The organism is Sphingomonas sp. (assembly GCF_041661825.1).
Taxonomy (GTDB): domain Bacteria; phylum Pseudomonadota; class Alphaproteobacteria; order Sphingomonadales; family Sphingomonadaceae; genus Sphingomonas.
Genome location: NZ_JBAZTU010000014.1, coordinates 1 through 2,522 on the forward strand (window position 1 = coordinate 1; position 2,522 = coordinate 2,522).

Genomic DNA, 2,522 nt, shown 5'->3' on the forward strand with positions numbered 1-2,522 from the left:
TGGTGAAGGGTTTCGGGTGCCGTGAGGCGTACGAAAGCCTCTCATGCAGGAACCCGCGGGCCACGGTCGATGTCTATGGGGATTTCGATTTGCGGCTGATGTCGGCGATGACGCGACCGTCGCCGGGAAGCGCCGGGATGGATGCGGACAGGCGGCTTTGTTGCGCCTCCGTGCGATGTTGTCGGCACGGTAAGCGGCTGAAGGCGGCCCCGTCGTCGTCAACGATCACCATGGACGCGTGTGGGTCCGTTACCGGAGGCTGAGGGCCTGCGGTTGCAGTCTTGACTATTCCATGCCGGGTCATGGAGCGGTCTTCCGGTTCGTCGCGGTAGCGTCCGGCGGTCCGCGTGGCTGCCTCCAGCGTTCGAACACCTCGACGACGATCATGCGTCCGCCGCAGCACGGGCATGACGGGCGGAAGTCCTCCGGTTCGCCTGGGGTGTCGTCATCGGGTGGCGCAGCGACGCTCAGCAGTTGGCGGGCGAGCACGAGGCTGGCCTTGCGGGCGGAGCCGGCGAGCATGCCGTAGTGCCGGATGCGGTGAAAGCCTCGCGGCAACACGTGGAGCAGGAAGCGGCGGATGAACTCGTCGGGGCCAAGCGTCATGACCTGCTGGCGGTCGGCGCCGTCGCGGCGGTAGTTCTTGTAGCGGAAGGTGACGCCGCTCTCGTCGAAGGCGATCAGGCGGCTGTTCGATATCGCGACCCGGTGAGTATAGCGCGACAGGTATGCGAGCACCGCCTCCGGTCCCGCGAACGGTGCCTTGGCATAGACCACCCAGCGCTTCTTCCGGACTGGCGACAGGTGCCGCAGGAAGGCTCGCCGCTCGGTGAGATACGCCATCGATCCGAAGAAGCTGAGCCGCCCGGCGTCGTGCAGCGCCATCAACCGGGTGAGGAAGAGCCGGCGGAACAGCTTGCCGAGCACGCGCACCGGAAGCAGGAAGGCCGGCCGCGACGAGACCCAGCGCTTCCCGCCGGGCGCGATGCCGCCGCCCGGTACGATCATGTGCACGTGCGGATGGTGAGTCATCGCAGAGCCCCAGGTGTGGAGCACGGCGGTGATGCCGATCCTGGCTCCAAGGTGCTTCGCATCGGCCGCGATGGTCAGCATCGTCTCCGACGCTGCCTTGAACAGCAGGTCGTAGGCGAGCACCTTGTTCTGGAACGCGATGTCGGCGACCTCGGCAGGCAGCGTGAACACGACGTGGAAGTAGCCGACCGGCAGCAGGTCGGCCTCGCGCTCGGCCAGCCATGTCCGTGCGGCCGCGCCCTGGCACTTCGGGCAGTGCCGGTTGCGGCAGGAGTTGTAGGCAATCCGCCATTCGCCGCAGTCCTCGCAGGCCTCGACGTGACCGCCGAGCGCCGCGGTGCGGCAGTGTTCGACCGCCGACATTACCTTGAGCTGATGCAGGCTCAGGTGCCGTGCATGGGCGACCCGGTACCCGGGACCGGCGGCACGGAAGACATCGGCGACCTCGATCGAGGCGCGCACGGCTCAACCGGGCGGCGTCTTGCCTTCCATCAGCGCCATCAACCGATCGAGCGGCCCGGTGACTGCATGGATCGTCCGGGTCGAGACCTTGGTGTAGAGCGCGGTCGTATCGAGCTTGCTGTGCCCGAGCAGCACCTGGATGACGCGGATGTCGACATCCTGTTCGAGCAAGTGGGTGGCGAAGCTGTGACGCAGAGTGTGCGGACTGACGCGCTTGCGGATGCCGGCGACTTCGGCGGCCTCCTGGACGGCGCGGTGCAGTTGCCGCGACGAGATCGGCGCCGTGCAGCCGCGGCCCGGGAACAGCCAGCCATGCGGAAGCATCACCCCGCGCCGCCTGCCTTCGCGCCACCACAGCCGCAGGAGCTCCAGAAGCTGCGGCGAGAGCATCGCGTTGCGGTCCCTGCGGCCTTTGCCCTGCTCGACGCGGATCAGCATGCGCGTGCTATCGACATCGTCGACCTTGAGATGCGCGACCTCCGACACGCGCAGGCCCGCGCCATAGGCAACGCCGAGCGCGGCCTTGTACTTGATGCCTGGTGCGGCTTCGAGCAGCCGTGCCGCTTCCTCCACGCTCAGCACGTCGGGCAGCTTGCGCTGATACCTCGTGATGACCAGCCCACGCGCCAGATCCCGCCGCTTCAGCGTCACCAGGAACAGGAACCGCAACGCAGAGACCGCGCCATTGATCGTCGCAGGGCCGACGCCGCACTCATGCTGATGAAGCTGGAATCGACGGATGTCCTCAGCCGTCGCCGTGTCGGGCGAGCGGCCAAGGAACACAGCGAAGCGCCGGACGTGACGAACGTAGTCCTGCTGGGTATGGGAGCCCAGGCCACGCATGAGCATGTCGTGCTGCATGCGTTGGCGAAGCGGAGAGATTGGTGCATCGGTCGACAAAGTAGCCATGGCGAGTTCCTCTCGTTGAAGGGAACTCCATGGTCAGATCGACGCCTCTACCCGCTCAAGGTCTATAACATGCACGCCATCTCAGAAGGAGGCGGCCCTCCCGCGAAGCGGGTTCGTGC

Annotated in this window: 2 protein-coding genes; both read right to left on the reverse strand. The window is 66.7% G+C overall.

From position 1 onward, the window contains the following. Positions 1-300 precede the first annotated feature (300 nt). The gene (locus WC729_RS30150; RefSeq protein WP_372858553.1) at positions 301-1,494 is read right to left on the reverse strand and encodes an IS91 family transposase; all 1,194 of its coding nucleotides are present in this window, start codon (positions 1,492-1,494) and stop codon (positions 301-303) included. A 3-nt stretch (positions 1,495-1,497) separates the two neighbouring features. Further along, positions 1,498-2,403 carry a tyrosine-type recombinase/integrase gene (locus WC729_RS30155; protein WP_372858555.1) on the reverse strand — a complete coding sequence of 302 codons (906 nt, stop codon included), beginning with the start codon at positions 2,401-2,403 and terminating at the stop codon, positions 1,498-1,500. Positions 2,404-2,522: the final 119 nt, after the last annotated feature.